The organism is Micromonospora sp. WMMD729 (genome assembly GCF_049315225.1).
Taxonomy (GTDB): Bacteria; Actinomycetota; Actinomycetes; order Mycobacteriales; family Micromonosporaceae; genus Micromonospora.
The window spans coordinates 3,860,905-3,881,143 of the sequence record NZ_CP186059.1 but is presented as its reverse complement, the minus strand read 5'-3'; the positions used below and the strand labels follow the sequence as shown (position 1 = coordinate 3,881,143).

16 protein-coding genes are annotated in these 20,239 nt (G+C 73.0%); 12 read left to right on the top strand and 4 right to left on the bottom strand.

All coding sequences use genetic code 11. The annotated features are described in order from the left end of the window. Positions 1–11: 11 nt before the first annotated feature. The 3 genes from ACN263_RS17805 to larB are packed head-to-tail and all read right to left on the bottom strand — an operon-like array spanning position 12 to position 3,248. Positions 12–1,298 (bottom strand): glycosyltransferase, encoded by a 1,287-nt coding sequence (locus ACN263_RS17805; RefSeq protein WP_422735475.1) that lies wholly within the window; start codon positions 1,296–1,298, stop codon positions 12–14. A gap of 8 nt (positions 1,299–1,306) precedes the next feature. Then, on the bottom strand, positions 1,307–2,599 hold the full coding sequence (larC, locus tag ACN263_RS17800; RefSeq protein WP_422735474.1) for a nickel pincer cofactor biosynthesis protein LarC: 1,293 nt from the start codon (positions 2,597–2,599) through the stop codon (positions 1,307–1,309). Next, positions 2,592–3,248, bottom strand: coding sequence for a nickel pincer cofactor biosynthesis protein LarB (gene larB / locus ACN263_RS17795; protein WP_422735472.1), 657 nt, complete (start codon positions 3,246–3,248; stop codon positions 2,592–2,594). The genes larC and larB overlap by 8 nt, the downstream gene beginning before the upstream one ends. A gap of 19 nt (positions 3,249–3,267) precedes the next feature. On the opposite strand from larB, the gene larE reads away from it, so the two are divergent. The 5 genes from larE (at position 3,268) to ACN263_RS17770 (ending at position 10,371) form a co-directional block, all read left to right on the top strand. Continuing rightward, entirely contained in the window at positions 3,268–4,161 is an 894-nt protein-coding gene (larE, locus tag ACN263_RS17790) for an ATP-dependent sacrificial sulfur transferase LarE (RefSeq protein WP_422735470.1), read from the top strand. 68 nt (positions 4,162–4,229) lie between these two features. Continuing rightward, the gene (locus ACN263_RS17785; RefSeq protein WP_422735469.1) at positions 4,230–6,554 is read left to right on the top strand and encodes an HAD-IB family hydrolase; all 2,325 of its coding nucleotides are present in this window, start codon (positions 4,230–4,232) and stop codon (positions 6,552–6,554) included. Continuing rightward, positions 6,551–7,804 carry a zinc-dependent alcohol dehydrogenase gene (locus tag ACN263_RS17780; RefSeq protein ID WP_422735468.1) on the top strand — a complete coding sequence of 418 codons (1,254 nt, stop codon included), beginning with the start codon at positions 6,551–6,553 and terminating at the stop codon, positions 7,802–7,804. Before ACN263_RS17785 ends, ACN263_RS17780 begins: the two co-directional genes overlap by 4 nt. Before the next feature lie 49 nt (positions 7,805–7,853). Next, positions 7,854–9,431, top strand: coding sequence for a lactate racemase domain-containing protein (locus ACN263_RS17775; RefSeq protein ID WP_422735466.1), 1,578 nt, complete (start codon positions 7,854–7,856; stop codon positions 9,429–9,431). A 13-nt stretch (positions 9,432–9,444) separates the two neighbouring features. Continuing rightward, positions 9,445–10,371 carry a lysophospholipid acyltransferase family protein gene (locus ACN263_RS17770; RefSeq protein ID WP_422735464.1) on the top strand — a complete coding sequence of 309 codons (927 nt, stop codon included), beginning with the start codon at positions 9,445–9,447 and terminating at the stop codon, positions 10,369–10,371. 299 nt (positions 10,372–10,670) lie between these two features. Here the strand turns inward: ACN263_RS17770 and ACN263_RS17765 are convergent, their stop codons facing one another. Further along, entirely contained in the window at positions 10,671–11,096 is a 426-nt protein-coding gene (locus ACN263_RS17765) for a hypothetical protein (RefSeq protein WP_422735463.1), read from the bottom strand. Positions 11,097–11,366: 270 nt separating this feature from the next. On the opposite strand from ACN263_RS17765, the gene ACN263_RS17760 reads away from it, so the two are divergent. Genes ACN263_RS17760 through ACN263_RS17730 form a run of 7 tightly spaced genes read left to right on the top strand, consistent with a single transcriptional unit; the run spans position 11,367 to position 20,237 of the window. Beyond that, positions 11,367–12,893, top strand: a complete 1,527-nt coding sequence (locus ACN263_RS17760) for an aldehyde dehydrogenase family protein (RefSeq protein WP_422735461.1) — start codon at positions 11,367–11,369, stop codon at positions 12,891–12,893. Further along, a complete protein-coding gene (locus ACN263_RS17755) occupies positions 12,890–14,020 on the top strand; it encodes an acyl-CoA dehydrogenase (RefSeq protein ID WP_422735459.1) in 1,131 nt (376 codons plus the stop codon). Before ACN263_RS17760 ends, ACN263_RS17755 begins: the two co-directional genes overlap by 4 nt. 8 nt (positions 14,021–14,028) lie before the next feature. After that, entirely contained in the window at positions 14,029–15,312 is a 1,284-nt protein-coding gene (locus tag ACN263_RS17750) for an aspartate aminotransferase family protein (RefSeq protein ID WP_422735457.1), read from the top strand. Position 15,313: 1 nt separating this feature from the next. Continuing rightward, a complete protein-coding gene (locus tag ACN263_RS17745) occupies positions 15,314–15,802 on the top strand; it encodes an SRPBCC family protein (protein ID WP_422735455.1) in 489 nt (162 codons plus the stop codon). 2 nt (positions 15,803–15,804) lie between these two features. Beyond that, the gene (locus ACN263_RS17740; RefSeq protein WP_422735454.1) at positions 15,805–16,320 is read left to right on the top strand and encodes a hypothetical protein; all 516 of its coding nucleotides are present in this window, start codon (positions 15,805–15,807) and stop codon (positions 16,318–16,320) included. Then, on the top strand, positions 16,320–19,223 hold the full coding sequence (locus ACN263_RS17735) for an FAD-dependent oxidoreductase (protein WP_422735453.1): 2,904 nt from the start codon (positions 16,320–16,322) through the stop codon (positions 19,221–19,223). Before ACN263_RS17740 ends, ACN263_RS17735 begins: the two co-directional genes overlap by 1 nt. 18 nt (positions 19,224–19,241) lie before the next feature. Next, on the top strand, positions 19,242–20,237 hold the full coding sequence (locus tag ACN263_RS17730; RefSeq protein ID WP_422735452.1) for a phosphatidylglycerol lysyltransferase domain-containing protein: 996 nt from the start codon (positions 19,242–19,244) through the stop codon (positions 20,235–20,237). Positions 20,238–20,239 lie beyond the last annotated feature (2 nt).

The window sequence follows — 20,239 nt, the reverse complement described above, 5'->3', positions numbered from 1 at the left end:
CGCCGGCCGCGTCAACCGAGCACGCCGGCGGGGCCGATGGGGTCGGCCTCACCGGCATCGTGCAACGCCAGGATCGCCTCGGCCGCGTTCGCGGGCCCGTCGGTGGCCGCGTACCAGCGTTGGACCTGCTGGGCCGCCGCCCGGTAGGACCGGTCGGCCAGCATCTCGGCGGCGAGCGCGGCCAGCCGCGCCGGCACGTGCCTCGGTGCCAGCAGGCGTGCCGCGCCGATCCGTTCCAGCAGCGCGAGGTTGAGGTCCTGCTCCGGTTGGAGCGGAAACCCGAGCACCGGGGCGCCGCCGGCCATCGCGGTCTGCACACTGCCCTGCCCGCCGGCGGTGATCGCCAGGTCCACCTTCGGCATGATCAGGTGGCTGGGCAGCACCCCGCCCACCATGACCCGGTCGCCGGCCATGTCGTGCAGGTCGTGGTGAGTGCCGGCGACCAGCACGCGCACCGGCAGGGCGGCGATGGTCGTCACCACCCGCCGCACGAAACCGACCTCGGCCGAGTTGACCGCCACGTAGACGACCGGCCCCGGCTCGGCGAGGAAACGGGCTACCCGCTCCGGCAGCGGCAGGTCCAGCCGGGCGTAGAGCGGCCCGACGCAGCGCAGCCGGGTGCTCGCCCGGTAGCCGGACCGGCCGTCCGGCCGCCAGTCGGCCACCTCGGTGGCGGACACCCCCAGCACCTCCGGCACCTCCGGGATGAGCGCCAGGTCGCCGAGGACGAGCGCGGCGAGGCTGGGCACGCGCGGTACGCCCAGGTCGGCGGCGAGCCGGTTGAACCCGCCGCAGTAGAAGCCGACCCGGGGCGGCAGGGTGTTCGACAACCACCGCAGCAGCGGCGACGGCAGCAGGCCGAAGTGCGCCTGGCTCGGCGCCGGCAGCATCCCGCGCTCGAACAGCGGCGGTACCCAACTGCCGGCGTGCTCGGTGACCAGTCGGGCGCCGGCCAGCCGGGTCGACAGCAGGGTGGTCAGGGTGAAGCCGGTGACCACCGTGCGGATGTCGTGTCTGCGGAAGTACTCGGTCTCGGCGGTGACGTAGTCGCGCATCTCCCGGTCGGTGTACATGCTCTGACCGACGTACCCCATGCCGATCTCGTCGCGGATGAACCGTTCGCAGCGTTGCGGCGTCATCCGCTCACCGACGATGTCGTACGGGACGCCGACGTCCCGGAGCACGTGCTCGTAGGTGCCGCCGTGGGTGGCGATGCGGGCGGTCACCCCGCGCTGGCGCAGCGCGCGGTAGATCTCCAACATGCGCGAGGTGGCGGACAGGAAACCGCAGTGCGGCATGAGACAGATCATGGCGTGGTCGCCTCCGGGAGTGGACCGGCCTGCGACGCCGGGTCGACGCCGCGGGCCACCGCGCGGACCTCGTCGAGCACCCGGGCGACCGGTACCTCGGCCCGCTGGGCGACCGCCAGGGCGTCGTCGTACTCCGGCTGCACGCTGACCAGGCGGTCACCCAGGTAGCCGCGTTTGACCCGGACGGCCGTGTCGCCGTACGGCAGGGCGATCTGGTCGCGGCGCAGCCGGCGCCGCTGCACGCTGGACACCCGCACGCCGAGCGTGCCGGTGTAGGTGAACACCAGCCGACAGACCAGGTCGAGCTGCGCCGGTGCGGCCAGCACGCTGAGCAGTTGCCCCGGTCGCCCCTTGCGCATCAGGACCGGAGTGCACCAGGCGTCCGCCGCGCCCACGGCCCGCAACTGCTCCAGCAGGTCCGGCCAGACCCGGGGGTCCACGTCGTCGATCGTGGTGTCGACCCGGTGCAGCGGCTCGCCCTGCCAGGGCGTGGCGTCGGCGTCCGGCGCCGCCGAGGCGCCCACCAGCACCCGCAGGATGTTCGGGTGGCCGGCCGGATCCCTGGTGCCGGCGCCGACCCCGACGGCGTGCGGCACCAACGCCGGTGGCGGCCCCCAACCGGTGGCGAGCGTGGCGAGCAGGGCGGCGCCCGACGGCGTGCACAGCTCCATGGCGGCCGGATGGGCGGCGATCGGGGCCCCGGCGCGGGAGAGGATCTCCAGGACGGCGGGCACGGGTACCGGCATCGGACCGTGCTCGGTGCGGACCGTGCCGGAGCCCACCGCGACCGGGCCGACCACCCGGACCGAGGCGTCCAGCAGCCCCAGGTCGGCCAGCGCGAGGGCGCAACCGACCAGGTCGACCACCGCGTCGAGGGCGCCGACCTCGTGGAAGTGGATGTCGGCCAGGGGTACGCCGTGCACCCGCGCCTCGGCGTGCGCGAGGGTGGTGAAGGCGGCGACCGCGAACTCGTGCACCGCCGGCGCGAGCGCGGCCCGACCGATGATCGCGGTCACCGCGGCCAGGTCGCGGTGGGTGCCGCTGTCGGGCGCCGTGACGACCAGATGGGCGGCGCGCAGGCCGTGCCGGCGTACGCTCTCCAGCTTCAGTGTCACCGGCTCGACCGCGAGTCGCGCCACGCCCTGCTCGACGACCGACAGGCTCGCGCCCGCGTCGAGCAGCGCCGCCAGCAGCATGTCGCCGGCGGCGCCGTTGCCGGGGTCGACCCACAGGGCGGTGGTCGACGCCGAAGGGCTGGTCCCGTCGGCCGTCGCCCGCGGCTCAGCCATTCGCGTCTGCGCAGCTCGGCGTGCGGCGGGCGATCCTGGCGGCGGCGACGCCCGCGCCGAAGCCGTTGTCCACGTTGACCGTCAACACGCCCGGGGCGCACGAGTTCAGCATGCCGAGCCATGCCGTCAGGCCGTCCAGGTGCCAGCCGTACCCGACGCTGGTCGGCACCGCGATCAGCGGGCTGCCGACCAGTCCACCGAGGACCGACGGCAGCGCGGCCTCCATCCCGGCGATGGCCACCACCACGTCGGCGCGGGCGATGCGGTCCCGTTCGGCCAGCAACCGGTGCAGGCCGGCCACCCCGACGTCCACCACCAGGTCCGCCCGCGCGCCGAAGACGGCCACGGTGGCCGCGCACTCCCGGGCGACCGGCAGATCACTGGTGCCGCCGCAGGCGATGGCGACCGTGCCCACGGGCGTGCGCTCAGGGCCCACCACCGCGGTCCGGGAGACCGGGTCCACCACGTCGACGCCGAACTCGTCGGTGCACCGGGCCATGGCGGCGTCGCTGAGCCGGGTGGCGAGGATCGGCGTGTCGGGGTGGGCGGCGCGCAACGCGTGTATCGCTCCGGTCACCTGTTCAGGAGTTTTGCCCGCGCCGTACACCACCTCGGGGTCGCCGGTGCGCGACAGACGGTCCACGTCCATCCGTGCGAATCCTAGGTCGATGAATTCCGGTGCGGACACCTCACGCTCCTTCCAGTACTGTCGAGCTGTGAGACCTGATGAATGGGCCTGGGGGGCCGCGGATCAGCTCGTCGCAGAATTCACACGATACGGCAAAACACTCGTCGCATTCTCCGGTGGCGTGGACTCCAGCGTCGCTCTCGCGGCGGCGGTGCGGGCACTGGAACCGGCCGATGTCGCTGCGGTGACAGCGGTTTCGGCCGCGGTTCCCGCCGCGGAGGTGGCCGCGGCCCGCGACTTCTGCGCCGGGCTCGGCGTGGCGCACCACGTGCTCGGCACCCGCGAGATGGACGTCGAGGGCTACCGCGAGAACGGCCCGCGACGGTGCTACTTCTGCAAGAGCACGCTCATCGACACCGTCCGCGAGCTGGCCGACCGGCTCGGCTTCGACGCCGTGGTGACCGGCACCAACGCCTCGGACCTGGCCGCCGGCTTCCGGCCGGGGATCGCCGCCGCCGCCGAGCGCGCGGCCCGCACGCCGCTCGCGGACCTGGGGTTGGACAAGCCGGCGGTACGCGCCATCGCGGCGCTCTGGGGGCTCGACACGGCCGCCAAGCCGGCCGCCGCCTGTCTGGCCAGCCGGATCGCGTACGGCGTGCCCATCTCGCCGGCCCGACTGGCCCGGGTGGAGCTGGCCGAGCTGGCCGCCCGTCGCCTGCTGGACCCGCACGGGGTGGTCGACCTGCGGGTCCGTGACCTGGGCGACGGCGTACGCCTCGAGGTCGACGCGCCCGTCGTGGAGCGGGCCCGTGCCGACAAGGGGCTCGCGGCGGCCATCCGCGCGGCCGGGTTCCCCGACGTGCCGCTCACCGTGGAGGCGTTCCGGTCCGGATCGATGAACGAGCTGCTCGACGATCCGGACCGTTGGCGCTGACCGGGAGCGCCGTTTTTTCCGCGAATCGGTGGGCTGACGCGGGGCCCGTTTGACGCTATCCTCAGCTGGTGAATTACAACCCGGGTGACCGACCCGCCCTGCCGAACTGGTCTCTCGATGGTGCCCATGTCCTGCTCACCGGGGTGACCGGGTTCCTCGGGCAGGCAGCTCTGGAGCGGCTCCTCGCCGACCACCCCAACACCCGGGTGACGGTGCTGGTGCGGGGGCGCGGCGCGACGTCGGGCGCCGACCGCGTCGCCGGACTGGGGCGCAAGCCGGTGTTCCGCACGCTGCGTCGCCGGATCGGCGGGCCGGCGCTCACGAAACTGCTGGCCGAGCGGGTCAGCGTGCTCGAGGGCGACCTGACCGAGTCGGTCCCGGCGCTGCCGGACGACCTGACCGCCGTCCTGCACTGCGCGTCCACGGTGTCCTTCGACCCGCCGATCGACGAGGCGTTCCAGGTCAACGTCGGCGGTCTGGTCAACCTCTACGACGCGGTCGTCGCGCTGCCGCGGCGTCCGCACGTGGTCCACGTCTCCACGGCGTACGTGGCCGGAGCGCGCAAGGGTGTGGTCCCGGAGGCGCCGCTGGACCACGATGTCGACTGGCAGGCCGAGCTGACCGCCGCGCTGGCCGCCCGGGCCGAGGTGGAGCGCGCGTCCCGCCGTCCGGAGGCGCTGCGCGCGCTGCTGGCCGAGGCCCGTGCCGAGCACGGCAAGGCCGGCCCGCAGGCGACCGCCCGGGCCGCCGAGGAGGCGCGGCGCCGCAAGGTGACCGAGCGGCTGGTCGACTACGGCCGGCTGCGCGCGCACAGCGTCGGCTGGCCGGACGTCTACACGTTCACCAAGGCGCTGGGGGAGCGGGTCGCCGAGCAGTACGCCCGCGACGAAGGGCTGCGCCTCTCCGTGGTGCGCCCGGCGATCGTGCAGAGCGCGTTGCGCCACCCGTTCCCCGGCTGGTTCGACTCCTTCAAGATGGTCGACCCGATCATCCTGTCGTACGGGCGCGGCACGCTTCCGGACTTCCCGGGCCTGCCCGACGCGGTGGTGGACATCGTCCCCATCGACCTGGTCACCAACGCCCTGCTGGCGGTCGCGGCCGTCGAGCCGGAGCCCGCCGCGCCGGTCTACTACCACGTCGGCACCGGCGCGCGGAATCCACTCACCCAGCGCCAGCTCGACGAGAACATCCGCAACTACTTCCGCCGTCATCCGCTGCCCGAGGCGGGTCGGGGTCACATCGCGGTGCCGACCTGGCGCTTCCCGGGCGCGAGCCAGATCGAGCGCCGGTTGCGTACCGGTGAGCGGGCCGTCTCCTTCGCCGAACGGGCGTTGCTGCGGCTGCCGGCCTCGCCGCGCACCCGCGACTGGATGACGAAGGTGCACAAGGAGACCAAGCGGATCGAGTCGCTGCGTCGACTGTCCGACCTCTACGGCGTCTACACCGAGGTCGAGGCCATCTACACCGACGGCAACGTGCTGGCGCTGCACCGCCAGTTGCCCGAGGAGATGGTCAGCCGGGGCAGCTTCGACGTCGCCGAGGTCGACTGGCCGCACTACCTCCAGGAGGTGCACTGCCCGGCCATCACCGCGCTGCTGCGGCAGTCGGTGACCCGCCGTCCCCGCTCCGGCGGGCGCGGCCCGTTGCCCGAGGGCCGCGACACGGTGGCGGTCTTCGACCTGGAGGGCACGGTGGTGGCGTCGAACCTCATCGAGACCTTCCTCTGGGCCCGCCTGTCCGACCGGCCGAAGGGCGGCTGGGCCAAAGAGCTCGCCGCGCTCGCCGGTGCCGCGCCGCGTTACCTGCGCGCCGAGCAGCGCAGCCGGGGCGAGTTCATCCGGACCTTCATGCGGCGGTACGCCGGCGCCTCCGAGGAGGCGCTGCGCGATCTGATCCGGGAGCGGATGGGTGACGCGCTGCTGCGGCGGGCGCTGCCGGAGGCGATCCGGCAGATCCGCGCCCACCGCGCGGCCGGGCACCGCACCATCCTGATCACCGGCACCGCCGACATCCTCATCGAGTCACTGCGACCGCTCTTCGACGACGTGGTCGCGAGCCGGTTGCACGTGCGCGACGGCGTCCTGACCGGCTTCCTGGCCTCACCGCCGCTGGTGGGTGAGGCCCGCCTGGCCTGGCTCCGCCACCACGCCGACGACATCGGCGCGGATCTGCGCAGCTCGTACGCGTACGGCGACAGTTTCTCCGACCGATCACTTCTCGAGGGGGTGGGCAATCCGGTGGCCGTCAACCCCGATCCCAAGCTGTACCGCCACGCGAAGCGCCAGAACTGGCGCATCGAGGAGTGGGGTGGGCACACGGTCGGCGCGGTCGAGACCATGGTCGAGCTGACCACCTCGGCCGCCGGCCCCGGCGCGCGGGGAGCGGCCCGATGATGCCGGCCCTGGAGTACCGCCAGTCGACTCCCCGCTTCCTCGCCGCCCGTGGCGCCAGCTCCACCAAGCTCGGCGGCCGCATGTCCGGGGTGCTCGCCAGCAACGTCGCGCCGCTGCGCCTGGTGCACCGGGCCGAGCCCAGCCTGCCGTCGGGCGACTGGGTCCGGCTGCGACCGCTGCTCTCCGGCATCTGCGGTTCCGACGTCAGCCTGCTGACGGGCCGCTCGTCGCCGTACTTCGGCGCGGTCGTCTCGATGCCGTTCGTGCCGGGCCACGAGGTGGTCGCGGAGACCCTGGACGACCTACCCAACCTGCCCAAGGGCAGCCGGGTGGTGGTCGACCCGGTGCTATCCTGCGCCGTCCGTGGCGGCGAGCCCTGCCGCTGGTGCGTCGCGGGGCAGCACAGCCGGTGCGACCGGGTCACCGCCGGTCGTGTCTCCGCCGGCCTGCAGACCGGATACTGCACCGACACCGGCGGCGGCTGGGGTCGGCAGATGGTCGCGCACGCGGCCCAGTTGCACCCCGTACCGGACACGATGGACGACCGCCGGGCGGTGCTCGTCGAGCCGCTGGCCTGCGCGGTCCACTCGGTCCACCGGGCGCAGGTGCCGGCCGGGGCGGCCGTGCTGATCGTCGGCGCCGGCACGGTCGGCCTGTTGACCCTGCTGGCGTTGCGGGCCCTGACCAAGGCCGGCCCGATCTACGTGGTCGCCAAGCACGCGCACCAGCACGCCCGGGCCCGGGAGCTCGGGGCCACCGAGGTGTTCCAGCCGTCCCGCGCGGCTCGGGCGGTCCGGCGTGCCTGCGGCGGCACGTTGGAGCAACCCATGATCGGCGGCGACTTCCTCCTCGGCGGGGCGGATGTGGCCTTCGAGTGCACCGGCGCCGGGGCGGGCCTGGACATGGCGCTGCGGCTGGTCCGGGCCGGTGGCACGGTGCTGCTCTCCGGGATGCCCTCCGGCGGCGTCGACCTGACCCCCGTCTGGTTCCGGGAGTTGAACCTCGTCGGGTCGTACGCCTCCAGCGGCAGCGCGGCGGCGAGCCCGACCGCCGAGGCCGACCCGCAGGCGGCCGACGAATCCACCGGCGGCACGTTCGCCGAGGCGATGGCGCTGGCCGCCGAAGCGCCCCTGGACGGCTACGTCGACGCGGTCTACCCGCTGTCGCGCTGGCGGGAGGCGCTCGGTCATGCCGCCAAGGCCGGGCAGCTGGGTGCCGTCAAGGTCGCCTTCGATCCCAGCCGCAACTGATCCAGCAGCCCGACGCACCGCACGAGCCGGAACGACGAAAGGACAATCCATGAGCAGACCTGGCTTCGTGCTCGAGGTCGACGAGCGTACGCCGCCGCTGCTCGTCCATCAGGGGGAGGGATTCCTCCTCGAGCGGTTCCCGCTCGGCACGCGGGTGGTGTACCCGCCGGACTCGCTTCCGCCCATCGCCAACGTCGACGCCGCCATCCAGCGCGCGCTGCTGCACCCGGTGGATTCCCCGCCGCTGCCCGACCTGCTGCGACCCGGGATGCGACTGACGATCGTCTTCGACGACCTGTCGCTCCCGCTGCCGCAGATGCGCCCACCGGACATCCGGCAGCGGGTCATCGAGAACGTGCTGGAGCTCGCCGCCGAGGCCGGTGTGGACGACGTCGAGCTGATCGCGGCGAACTCGCTGCACCGGCGGATGACGCCGGCCGAGCTGAAGCGGATCGTCGGCGAGCGGGTCTTCCGGGCGTTCTTCCCCAAGCACCTGAAGAATCACGACGCCGAGGACCCGGACGGTCTGGTCCACCTCGGCACCACGCCGCACGGCGAGGACGTGGAGATCAACCGGCGGGCCGCCGAGAGCGATCTCATCGTGTACGCCAACATCAACCTCACCGCGATGAGCGGCGGCAGCAAGTCGGTCACCGTGGGGCTCGGCTCCTACAAGAGTCTGCGGCACCACCACAACGTCCACACGCTGCGGCACTCACGCTCCTTCAACGACCCGCCGAACTCGGCCATGCACCACTCGTACGACCGGATGGCCGAGGTGCTGGGCGAGGCGGTCAAGGTCTTCACGGTCGAGACCACGCTCAACCTCGACTCGTTCCCCAACCAGGTCGGCTTCCTCAACAAGCGCGAATGGGAGTGGGGGATCGGCGACCAGCTCTCCTACCTGGCCGCCAAGCGGGCCAACGACCTGACGCCGCCCAAGCTGCGCCGGCGCGTCTGGCAGAACAACGACGCGCCGTACGGGGTGACCGGGGTCAACGCGGGCCGGCCGGACTCGGTCCACCCGCTCACCCTCGCCAACGTGCACCGTCAGCAGCTCACCGAGGTGCAGGGTCAGAGCGACATCGGCGTCTGGGGCCTGCCCTTCATCTGCCCGTACAACGTCAACTCGATCATGAACCCGATCCTGGTGATGTCGCTGGGCCTGGGCTACTTCTTCAACCTCTACCGCAACCAGCCCATCGTGCGGCGCGGTGGAGTCGGCATCTTCTACCACCCGCTGCCCAAGGAGTTCCACCCGGTGCACCACCCCAGCTACATCGACTTCTTCGAGGAGGTCCTGCCGCAGACCACCGACCCGGCGGCGATCGAGGCGAAGTACGAGCAGCAGTACGCGCAGGACCCCTGGTACCGGCACCTGTACCGGACCAGCTACGCGTACCACGGCGTGCACCCGTTCTACATGTGGTACTGGGGGGCGCACGCGATGGAGCACCTCGGCGACGTGATCTTCGTGGGCGCCGACCGGAAGACGGCGGCGGTGATGGGCTTCCGGGCGGCGTCCTCGCTCGCCGACGCGCTGGAGATGGCGCGTGACACCGTCGGGTCGAGCCCGAGCATCACCTATCTGCACGCCCCGCCGGTGACGCTGGCGGACGTCCGATGACCCGGGAGGCGACGTGCGCCTGATCGACGAGGTGAGGCTGCTGCGCGGCCGCCGCGACTGGCGTGGCCGGGCGACGACCCCTCGCTCCGCCGAGCCGTACGAGATCCGCCGCGAGCGTTCGGAGTTCCCCACCGCCTGGGCCCGTACCCGGGCGGCGGGGGCGGTCCGCTTCGGCCTGCAGCGGGGTGTGCTCAAGTCGGTGGCCTGGACCCAGACCCACCCGGTCATCCGCGGCACGGAATACCTGGACGGGTTGCAGGGGCCCGCCGTCTTCGTCTCCAACCACGCGAGTCATCTGGACACGCCGCTGATCCTGGGCTCGGTGCCCCGCCGGTTCGCGCGACGGCTGGCGGTCGGTGCCGCCGCCGACTACTTCTTCGACGCGCGCTGGCGTGCGGTCGTGACGTCGCTGGTGTTCAACGCCTTCCCGATCGAGCGGCAGGGTGACCGGCGGCTGCGCAGCCTCGCCACGAGACTGCTCGGCGACGGCTGGAGCCTGCTGCTCTTCCCGGAGAGCAGCAGGTCCACCGACGGCTGGATGAGCGGGATGCGGCTCGGCGCGGCGCACCTGTGCTGCACCCACGGCGTGCCCGCGGTGCCGGTCGCGCTGCGCGGCACGTTCGGTGCCATGCCGCGCGGACGGAACTGGCCGATGCCCGGCCGCCGCACCGTCGTGGTGCGCTACGGCCGGCCGCTGTGGCCGCGTGAGGGCGAGGGCGCGCGGGCGTTCCACGAGCGGATGACCGCCGCGATCGGCCGGTTGTGGGTGGAGGAGGAGGTCGGCTGGTACCGCTCGCTGCGGACCGCGCCGGCCGCCGCGGTCGCGGCCACCGCCGGTCCGCAGGCCGCCGAGTGGCGGCGGATGTGGGAGTCGACGCGCCCGCTGCCCGCGGCCGACGGCCGGCCGGCCCGCCGCATCTGGCCGACCAGCCGATCCTGACCGTCGGGCGAAGCCCGCTCAGGCAGGTTGACCAGTCCAGCACGACCGCGCCCTGGACGAATTCGAACCCATCGGGCGGCCGGCGGTGACCCTCGGTCACCTCCGTGGCGGCGGATACGGTCGTCAGCGGCATACCGCAGAGGCATCTTCATGCCTCTGCGGTATGCCGCCCAACAGCACATCGATCCGAACGGCAGCCACAGCGGATGACCAGCGCCGTTTCCCGCGGACCCATCCCCGTCGTGGATTGAGGAACCACTCGTCCAGGTCCGCTCGCGGGGGTCTCCGGTCGTTCCGGGCTACGGTCGTTCGCGCGGGAGATCGGTGGGTGCCGGCCCGGCGGCGGCGTTGCCGGCCGGGAGACGGTAGGCGGCGAAGAAGACCGCGAGCCCCACCACGACGGTGAGCGCCAGCAGGGCGTTCTCCGCGACGCTGTCGACGGCCGGCAGCGCCTGCGCGTGGGCCAGGTGGAACAGCAGGTGTGGCGTGTTCGCGACGATCGACGCGGCCGCCGCGGCGAGCAACAACTCTCGCACCGGCCGTGCGGCCGCCCACCCGAGGGCGACCGCCAGCGCCAGGTAGGCGTAGCCCAGATCGGACAGCAGGTGTTGGTTGTACGGGCCACCGGCGGCCACCCAGCCCGCGCCGAACGGGAACCAGTCGAAGAACCAGCGCGGTGCCACGGATGCCGGCCCGCCGAGGGCGAGCAGCTGCGCGGCCAGCACCCCCGCTCCGATCCGAATCCACCGAGTGGGGTGCTTACGCGTCGCTTCCGCTTCGTGTGTCGGCATCTTGCCTCTGCTCAAAGGTTCGTTGACACCCTTCGACGCGGGCATCTATGGTTCGACCGTTCCTCGGCCAATGAATTAGTAGCACAGACTCGCTCACGGGAGGGGGCTGCGACGTTGCGATCGTACGGGTCCTACATCGCAGGTCAGGACGTTCCAGCGGACAAGTGGGTACATTGCCTGCGCGCCTCGGCGGTGCTCGACGACATGCTGCCCCAGCTTTCTCTCAAGCGTGACCTGGACCGCGGCCGTCGCCACGACGGTGACGAGCACGCGAGCGTTCTGGCCCGCTGTGCGGTGGCCGACGACGCCGTGGTCGAGCGGGCCATCCAGGCCGCCGCCGCGGCGGCGCCCGTCTGGGGCGCGATGCCGCTTCAGGTACGACTCCAGGTGGTGCACCGACTCCACGAGGAGCTGCGCCGGCGGCACGACGAGGTGGTGGAGGTCCTCGTCCACGAGGGCCACCCGCGCGCGCTCGCCGAGTGGGAGCTGGCCGGCTGCCTGCACGGCACCAGCCCCGAGACGATCGGGTTGTGCGCGGAGCAGATGCACCGCGAGTACGACGACGCGAACCGGCGTCTGCTGGTGGTGCGCAAGCCCGACGGCGTGGTCGCGCTGAGCCCACCGCAGAACGCGGCGGCGGTCAACTCACTGCTCGGCGTGCCCGCGCTCGCCGCCGGCAACGCCCTCGTCGTGAAGGCGCCGCGCGGGAGCCCTTACGGCGTGATGTTCGTGCTGCGTGAGATCGTGGCGCCGATCCTCGACGAGGTCGGCGCGCCGCCCGGCACGCTGAACGTGGTCTGCGGGCCGCCCAAGCGGATCCTCGACCAGTTCCTGGCCAGCCCGCTCGTCGACGACATCTTCTACTTCGGCAGCAGCGAACTCGGCATCCCGCTCGGCGAGGAGGCGGTACGCCGGGGCAAGAAGCCGATCCTGGAGTTGGCCGGCAACGACGGTTGTGTGGTGTGGCACGACGCCGATCTCGACCGGGCCGCCGAGGCGCTCACCGAGAGCTTCTTCGGGTCCGGGCAGATCTGCATGGTCCCCAACTACGTGGTGGCCCACCCGGCCATCGCGGACCGCCTGCTGGCCCGCCTGATCAGCCACGCCCGCAAGATCCGGCCCGGCTATCCCGAGGACCCGGACGTGCTGTTGTCGCCGGTGCTCAAGAGCGACCAGTTCGCTCGGTACGTCGAGCAGGCCACCGAGTGCGGCGGCGAGGTGCTTGCCGGCGGCAACCGGATGGAGCTGGACGGCTCGGTCTCGTCCACCGGGGTGTTCGTCGAGCCGACGGTCCTGCGGGTCAACGGCCTGGCCGACGCACGGGCGGTGTGGGCGGTGGCCCGGGAGACCTTCTTCCCGCTGCTGCCGGTGGTGGTGCCCGACCCGGACCACGGTGACGGCCTGCTCGACGACGTCATCGACTTCCTCAACGCCAACGAGTACGCGCTGCGTAACTCGGTCTGGACCGGCGACGAGTCCACCGTCGAGCAGTTCGTGGCCCGGGTGCACAACGGCGGCCTGCTCAAGATCAACGATTCGCACATCGGTTTCGTCCCGTACCTGTCCACCCACGGGGGCGCCGGCCTGACCGGCGGCCCGCTGGGCGAGAGCAACTATCCAATGCTGCGGACGTCGCACCTGCAGGGCATCAGCATCGGCCGCGACGTCCAACCCCGGCGGGCGGCACTCGCCTCCCCGCTGCGTGCCGAGCGGGAGGGTCTGGCCGCATGAGTTTTCTCGACACCGAGCGGGACACCTGCGAGATGCTGCTTCCGGGCCTGCTCAAGAGGCTCGGCGAGGTTCCGCTGATGGAGCTGGAGCGCAAGGGCGGCCCCGGCGTCGCCCTCTTCCGGGAGGCCGGTGGCACGGGTCTGGTGGTGCCGAAGACGTACCACGGGCTCGGCGCGTCCGCGCTCCAGGCCGTGCGGGTGACCCGCGCCCTGGCCGCGCAGGCACCCTCGCTGGCGGTCGCCACCACGATGCACCAGTTCTCGGTCGCCGGCCTGGTGGCCCTGGCCCGGGCGAACGTCGGCTTCGAGTGGATGCTGCTGGAGGCGGTGGCCACCGACCGTCGGCTGGTCGCCTCCGGCTTCGCCGAGGGGCACGCCGGGCGCGGCATCCTGACGCCGACCATGACCGCCCGGCGTGACGGCGCGAACTGGCGGGTCACCGGCGCGAAGCGGCCGTGCAGCCTCTCCGCCTCGATGGACCTGCTGACCGCGAGCGTCGCGGTGCCCACCGAGGACGGTGGCACCCGGCTGGGCGTGGCGCTCATCCCGGCGGAGTCGCCGGGCATCACGATCGAGCCGTTCTGGGCGTCGTCGGTGCTCACCGGCGCCGAGTCCGACGCGGTGCTGCTCAACGACGTCGAGGTGCACCCGGACCTGTTCGTCTATCCGGAGGTCGCGCTCGACGGCCAGCTCGACGACCTGCAGACCATCGGGTTCGTCTGGTTCCAGCTCCTGGTGACCGCGTGTTACCTGGGGGTGGCGTCGGCGCTGGTGGAGCGCGCGCTCACCAGCGGCCGGGGACCGGTCACCGAGCGGGCCGAGGTGGCGACCGCGGTCCAGGGCGCGGCGATCATGTTGGACGGCGCGGCACGGAGCCTCGACGACGGCGACGGCGGCAACGACGCCCTCGGCCGGGCGCTCGTGGTGCGGTTCGCCGCCACCACCGCGATCGCCACGGCGGTGCGCGGCGCGGTGGACCTGCTCGGTGGGATGGCGTTCATCTCCTCGCCCGAGGTGGCGTATCTCGCGGCCGCGTCGCACGCGGTCGCCTTCCACCCACCGTCGCGGGTGAGCAGCGCCGCGGAACTGACGGCCTGGTTCGGCGGCCAGCCGCTCGTGGTGAGTTAGGGGGAGTGGTGACCACCAGCAGCGTGGAGATCGATCACCAGGTACGGGAGCAGGTCCGGAACAACTACCGCCGGTACCTGTCCCGGGGCCGCGCCAAGCTCGGCGACATGTTCGGTGGACACGTCGAGGTCGGTTCCGAGGGTGCGTGGGTGCACACGTCGGACGGCGACCGTTTCCTCAACGTCGGCGGCTACGGCGTGTTCCTGCACGGGGCCCGGCACCCGGCCGTGGTCGCCGCGGTCGTCGCGCAGATCCAGAGCCATCCGATCGCGACCCGACTGATGTTGGAGCCGTCGGTGGCCGAGGCCGCGGCGGCGCTCGTCGCGGTGGCGCCGCCCGGCCTCACCCGGGTGCACTTCGCCGGCTCCGGCGCGGAAGCCGTGGAGGCGGCCATCAAGATGGCGCGGGTCCAGGGTCGGCGCCGGCTCATCTCGACCGTCGGTGGCTACCACGGCAAGACCATGGGCGCGCTCTCCGTCACCGGACAGGACCTCTACCAGCGACCCTTCCGCCCGCTGTTGCCGGACGCCACGCACGTTCCGTACGGCGACGCCGAGGCGCTCGGCGTCGCGCTGGCCGCCGGGCCGCCGGCCTGCGTGATCATGGAGCCGGTGCAGGGCGAGGGCGGAGTGGTCGTGCCACCGCCCGGATACCTGCGCGAGGTGTCCCGGTTGTGCCGGGAGCACGGCGCGTTCCTGGTGCTCGACGAGATCCTCACCGGCGTCGGCCGCCTCGGTCACTGGTGGGGCGCCCTCCGCGAGGACGTGACCCCGGACGTGCTGCTGGCCGGCAAGAGCCTGTCCGGCGGCATCGTGCCGGTCTCCGCCGTGGTCGCCACCGCCGAGGCGTTCCAGGCCTTCGACAAGGACCCGTTCCTGCACACCTCGACGTTCTCCGGCGCCCCGATAGCGATGGCCGCCACCCGCGCGGCGATCACCGCCGTCACCGAGGAACGGCTGGTCGAGCGCGCGGCGACGCTCGGCGACGAGCTGCTGGCCCGGCTGCGGGCGGTGGCCGGCGGGTACCCGCACCTGGTGCGGGAGGTACGCGGCGTCGGGCTGCTGATCGGGGTGGAGTTCACCGGCCCGGGGCTGGCCGGCGAGGCCATCCTCGAACTGCTCAACGCCCGGGTGATCGTGAACCACTCGTTGATCGCCAGCGCGGTGCTGCGCCTCACGCCGCCCGCGGTGCTCTCCGGCGACGAGGTCGCCCTCCTGGTCGACGCGTTCGACGGCGCGCTGCGCACGCTCGACCACCGCTATCCGACAGCAGACCGGCTGGGGGTCCACTGACATGCGACGGGTCGAGATTCAGGCGTTCCTACCCGATGGGGACGGCGGCGCGGTGTTCGACCAACTGGTCGACTTCGAGCGCTATCCGCAACTGGTCGACGTGGTCCAGACGGTGACGGTGCAGTCGCCGGCCGGCGCGCGACGGGTCGTCAGCTCGTGGGAGGTCCTGTTCCGCAACGGGATCCTCGCCTGGACCGAGGCCGACGACCTGGACCGCGATCGCCTGACGATCGCGTTCGACCAGATCGACGGCGACTTCGACGAGTTCTCCGGCGCCTGGACGCTGCGCCAGGAACCGGACGGGGTGGCGATGACGTTCGTGGCGAGCTTCGACTTCGGAGTGCCCAGCCTCGCCAGCATCATCGACCCGGTCGCCGAGCGGGTGCTCACCGAGACGATCCACCACGTCCTGCGCGGACTGTTCCCGGCGGTGACCATCCCGGACGGCGCACTGGCGACCGCGTCGGCCGGCGTCAGCGGGAAGGACTGACGATGGACCAGCTCAACACCTTCGACACGCCGACCACCGCCCGGCTGCACCGCGCCGAGTGGTTCGCCGGGCTCGCACTGGCGAGCGGCCTGTTCATCGCGCACTGGGACGAGATCCGCTGGCTGCCGGCGATCGGGCTGTTCCTCTACATCGACCTGATCGGCTACCTCCCCGGGGCGATCGCCTACCACCGCAGCCCCGACGGGCGGATTTCGAAGGCGTACTACGTCCTCTACAACAGCATGCACAGCCTGCTCAGCGCCGGACTGGTGGTGGCGCTCTGGGCCTGGCTGATCGGGCCGGAGTGGGCGCTGCTGGCCGTGCCGATCCACCTCTTCGGTGACCGTTCGCTCTTCGGCAACCAGCTCAAGCCCTTCGGTGTGCCGTTCGAGCCGAAGCGCCTGCCCGCCTTCGACGCGCTGCTGCGTGAGGTGACCGGCCGCCCGTCGCCGACCGCTGCCGGACGGTCGGACGCGCCGGTCGCGGCGGCCACGTCGAGACCCACCTCGGTGGCCTGATGAGCGGGCCGGGCTCCGCGGCGAGCGGTTGGCAGCGCGACGACCCGCGCTCCGCGCGACAGCCCGCCCTCGCCGCCGACGCGGAGGCGTCCGTCGTCATCGTCGGCGGTGGGCTGGCCGGCCTGGCGCTGGCGTACCAGCTGACGAACCACCTGCCCGCGCGCGACATCCTGGTCCTGGAGGCCACCGAGGTCGGCGCGGGGGCCAGCGGGCACAGCACCGGCATCGTCGGCCCCGGGGTCGGCGGCCCGATCACCACGCTCGTCAACCGGTACGGACGGGACCGGGCGCGGACCATGTTCGCCGCCACGCTCGACGGGATCGCCGCGCTGCGGCGGATGGCCCGGGCCCTGCCCGACGGTTGTGAGCTGACCGAGGGCTTCCAACTCGTGGCCGCGTCGGCGCCCGTGCACGCCGGATCGCTCCGACGCCAGGCGCAGACCCTGCGTGACCTCGGCTTCGACGCCTCCTACCTGGACCGCGAGGGCACCGCCGAACGGATCGGCAGCGCCCGCTACCACGGCGCGTTGTGTTATCCCGACGTGGCGCTGGTCAACCCGTGGCTGCTGGTCCAGTCACTCCGGGCGGCGCTGCTCGCGGCCGGGGTGCGCATCGCCGAGGACACGCCGGTCACCGCGATCACCGGCGGTGACCCGGTCACGGTGACAGCCGGGGGGCATCGGGTACGCGCCAGCCGGGTGGCCCTGACCACGGACGGCTTCACCACCGGGCTGGGGCTGTTCACCCGGAACGTCGCGGTGATCCGTACCCATGTCCTGCGCACCGGACCCGTACCCGCCGACCTGCTGGCGCGGACCGGCTGGGACGGGCGCGGCGCGGCCGTCGACAGCCGCTCGTTCTTCAACTACCTGCGGATGACCGCCCGCGGCCGGCTGCTGTTCGGCGGTGGTCCCGCCCTGCTGGAGCCGCGCGTCGACGAGCGCGGCGTCGCCGCCGTGCGGGACCGGCTGGTACGCGAACTCGCCGCGACCTTCCCGGCGCTGGCGGACGTGCCGGTGACCGACTTCTGGTCCGGCGTCACGGCGTCCACGTTCGACCGGCTGCCGATCGTCGGTCCGGTGCCGGGCCGGCCGGGCGTGTGGTTCGCCGGCGCGTGGTGTGGGCACGGCCTGGCCCTCTCCGCGCTGACGGCCGAACTGCTCGCCCCCCGGCTGGCCGATCTCGCCGGTGGTCCCGACCAGGCAGCGTCCGCACCGGACCTGCCCTGGCTGCGCGGCAGCGCGGGTCTGATGCCGACCGGCCGGGTCGGCAACCTGCTGCTGGCCGGCTACCTGCGCGGCCTGGACGCGGCCGACCGGATCGCCGCCGTCCGCCCAGGGCCGAGGTCGACCCCGCCGGCCCGCACGGCGTCCGCCGTGCCGGCCGAACCGGCGGCGTCCGCGTTGCGGCCCCGACCGCCGGTCGCAACGGCGACGGAGCTGCCGGCCACGGCGACCGGGTCCGGCGTCGCCACGGCGTCGGAGCCGCCCACTTCGGCGGGAGAGGTACTGATCTCCGGGAGCACGCAGCGGTCGGGCCCGACCGAGGAGCCTGCGGTCGCTGTGCCGGTCGGCGCGGCGGTCGTCGGGAACCGGGCGGTGGAGCAGCAGGTCGACGTCGTGATCGTCGGGGCGCGGGTGGCCGGCTCGGCGCTGGCGGCCCGGCTCGCCGCCGCCGGGCTGTCGGTGGCGGTGTTCGACCGTGGTGACCTGCCCGCGCCGACCCTGTCCACGCACATCCTGCACGGCACCGAGGACCTACGGATCGAGGGCGTGTACGACACCGTCGTGGCGCACGGCGTGCCGCCGCTGCACGACGTGTGGGTCCGGCTGGACGACGTGAAGCTGCACTTCCGTCATCCGGACGATCCCGGGCTGTGTCCGCCCCGGGACGTCCTCGACCAGGTCCTGCTGGACCGGGCGGTCGCCGCCGGTGCCAAGACCTCCACCGGCACCGCCGTGGTCGGCCTGCGGCGCGGCGTCGACGGCGCGGTGCGCGGCGTGACCGTGCAGCGTGCCGACGGGTCGGTCCGGGACGTGTCGGCGCGGCTGGTGGTGGGCGCGGACGGCCGCAACTCGTCGGTGGCCCGGTGGGTCGGGGCCCGGCAGTACCTGACGGCGCGCAGCGAACGGGCGCTGCTGTGGCGGTACTTCACCGGCGTCCGGATCCCGCCGGCACTGCTGTGGCACCGCATCGGGGTGCACATCGTCTCGATCCTGCCGACCGGCCCGGAGGATTTCGTGGTCATCGCGCAGCCTCCGGAGCGCCTGCAGGGCGAGCTGGCCGGGCGCGACGTGGCCGGGTTCCTGCGGCACGTCGAGTCGGTCAGTCCGGAGGTGGCTCACCTCGCCGCGTCCGGCGACGCCGTGGGGGAGCTCAACCGGGTGGTGCGGTACCCGTGCTTCTTCCGGCAGCCGTTCGGACCGGGGTGGGCCCTGGTGGGCGACGCCGGGCACGCCAAGGACGCCACCCTGGGCCACGGGATCAACGACGCGCTGCGCAACGCCCGCGCACTCGCGGCGGTGCTCACCGCGCACTGGGAGCAGCCGTCGGCGCTGGCGGCGGGGCTGGCCCGGTGGGCCCGCGACCGGGACCGGGCCGAGCTGCCGAACTACTGGTACGGCCTGGACATCGGTCGGGGCGGACCGGTCACCACGATGGAGCACGCCTTCCTCGCCCGCCTCCAGCGCGACTCCCGGGCGGTCAGCCGGCTCGACGACGTGATGGGCGACCGGCTCGATGCCGACCGGCTGCTCACCCTGCCCCGGCTGGCCGGGGCCGTCACCCGTCGCGTCACCGGCGGTGAGTCCGCCTCGGCCGTCGGCCGCGAGGCCGTCGACCTTGTCCAACTCGCGTGGGCGCGCCGACGCGCGGCGGCCCGCCACGACCCGTCCGCTCCCTGACAGGTGGAGGCCGCCGCCATGGAAACGATGACCGCCCTGGCCGTCCTGCGCCGGCACGCGCAGCACTCCAGTGCCGCGCTCGCGCTGAACAGGGACACCCGACACTTCACGGTGTCCGGTCTCGACGGGTTCATCGCGTACCGGCCGGCCGGGCGGCGGCACGCCGTGCAACTGGGCAGCGTCTACGCCGACCCGGAGGACCGTAAGCGGCTGCTCGGCGCGTTCCACGGGTGGGCCCAGCAGGAGGGCCGGCGGCTGTGCGCGGTCCAGCTCACCCCGGACGACCTCGACCTGTACACCGAGTTCGGCTACCAGCTCAGTCAGCTCGGCGCCGCGTACTCGATCGACCTGGAGACCTTCACGCTGCGCGGCCGCAAGTTCGAGAAGGTCCGCAACAAATTGGCGCGTTCCCGACGGGCCGGGGTCACCGTGGTGGAGGCCGGTAGGGACGTGCCGTACGACGCGGCGCTCGCCGCGCGGCTGGACGCCCTGGACGCCCGGTGGCTCGCGGACAAGGGCCGGCACGTCAAGCAGATCGAGTTCCTGGTCGGTGAACGTGCCGGCCACGAGGACCGGGTGCGCCGGTTGTTCCTCGCGATGTACGACGGTGAGCCGGTGGCGTACGTGTCGTACTCCCCGGCGTTCGGCCAGGAGGGCGGCTGGCTGTACGACATCACCCGCCGCGAGCCCGACGCGCCGCCCGGCGCGGTCGACCTGGCGTTCGTGGTGGCGTTGCAGCGCTTCCAGGCCGAGGGCGTGCGGTGGCTGCACCTGGGCCTCACGCCGTTCCGGGAACTGTCGGCCCGGCATGAGCCGGCCGGCGGCGGCCACCGGGGCACGAACCGGCTGATCGGGTTCATCGCCGAGCACGGCGACTGGATCTACCCGGCCCGCAGCCAGGCCGAGTTCAAGGAGAAGTGGCAGCCCAGGGTGACACCCGAGTACGTCGGCTTCTACCCGAGCGTGTCACTGCGGACCGTGTGGCGGTTGCTGCGACTGACCCGGGCGGTGTGACG